At 53.1% G+C, this 1364-nt stretch carries 2 protein-coding genes; one reads left to right on the top strand and one right to left on the bottom strand.

Annotated elements, in window-relative coordinates; all coding sequences use genetic code 11:
- Positions 1-257, top strand: a 257-nt coding sequence (locus DQ405_RS26950) for a winged helix-turn-helix domain-containing protein (RefSeq protein ID WP_174824735.1), incomplete at its 5' end; no start/stop codon positions are given.
- Positions 258-548: 291 nt separating this feature from the next.
- Here DQ405_RS26950 and DQ405_RS26945 read toward each other — a convergent pair.
- Positions 549-908 (bottom strand): histone-like nucleoid-structuring protein, MvaT/MvaU family, encoded by a 360-nt coding sequence (locus tag DQ405_RS26945; protein ID WP_041015580.1) that lies wholly within the window; start codon positions 906-908, stop codon positions 549-551.
- Positions 909-1364 lie beyond the last annotated feature (456 nt).

The raw sequence follows: 1364 nt of genomic DNA, 5'->3' as shown, positions 1-1364 counted from the left end.
TTGTGCGTTCAGGGAAACGCATAGACCTAACCGCCAAAGAGTTCGCGCTTCTTGAGCTATTGCTGAGGCGCCGCGGGGAGGTCCTTTCCAAATCACTTATCGCATCCCAAGTATGGGACATGAATTTCGACAGCGATACCAATGTGATTGAGGTGGCCGTCCGGCGGCTGAGGGCGAAAATTGATGACGAGTTTGAGCCCAAGTTGATACAGACGGCTCGCGGGATGGGTTATTTGATCGATGCGCCGGACACCTGAAGCAACCATCTAAATGGCGGGCGCTTGCGATCAGGGCCGATTATTCTAAGCAGTCGTGGCAATAGATGATATCCATTCCTTTCGGTCTCGTTGGCGTTTGCCGGTATGGCAAACAACACCTCACGCCTTCAGTCCTCACGGCGGCTAGCCGCTTCCGCTTTACCGTACGGCAGAAGAAGGCAACTGGCCGGTTGCTGCCGGGCCGAGGAGCATCGTCAAGTTGGAAACAGCGGATCACGAATAATTAAAAAAGCCAGGCAATATCTGGCTTCTTGTATTCGTCGGAGGGGGCTACTTGACCCAACCCTCAACAATGTCTGCACCGTGCTTCTCTTTCCAAGCTTTCAGAATCTTATGGTTGCCGCCTTTGGTCTCTACCACCTCGCCGGTATCGGGATGCTTGTATATCTTGACTTGGCGCTGCCGACGCGGACCACGATTAGCTGGAGCGGCAGTAGTGCGACCTGCTTCCGGGTCCAATAGAGATATGATGTCGCGCAGGCTCACTCCATAGTCGAGCATCAGATTACGTAGCTTTTCCTCGAACTCGATTTCGCGCTTGAGCTCTCCGTCATTTTTAAGAGCATCAAGCTGCTTGAGCTGTGCTGCGAGCTGGGCTTCTAAAGCTTTGAATTCTGCAAGCTTGGACATGGGCACCTTTCTATGGACCGGGTGATACTTCGTTGTAGCGTCACTTTACCGCGTGGCTCCGGTAGGAGAAAGCCTAGCTGTAGCGTGATGAGCTCGATCTAACGAGATCGGCGAGCAGGAGCGTAGCCCGTGGCGAAGCAACCACTACGTTCACGTCTGATACGGCTGGAAACACCTCGTGGAGCTATATATTCCAGTTCAATAAACCCGATTTTGGCGTCGTGTCCGAACTGGTGGAGGCAAATGATGTCGATGGCCCAGCACCGCGACGGTTTTCGGTCTCACCTAGCGCATTTCGAGGTCGCCCTTAGGGCTGGAGCGAATACTTGATGACTACGAATAATGTTGACTCGACGTTAGTCCCTAACGAAAAGGAAGTTGCTACTGCTGCAGAGTCACACGTCCAGCTCGCCGGCGTTTTATCAACCGAGAAGCAAATGCAGCGGTTCGAGATTT

It is taken from the genome of Pseudomonas sp. SST3 (assembly GCF_003325755.1).
The sequence above is the reverse complement of the archived record's forward strand: the minus strand, read 5'-3'. Positions and strand labels throughout refer to the sequence as shown.

What these genes read in the sequence shown, in the direction of transcription:
- DQ405_RS26945 (WP_041015580.1), bottom strand. Translation starts at nt 908, where the DNA reads ATGTCCAAGCTTGCAGAATTCAAAGCTTTAGAAGCCCAGCTCGCAGCA.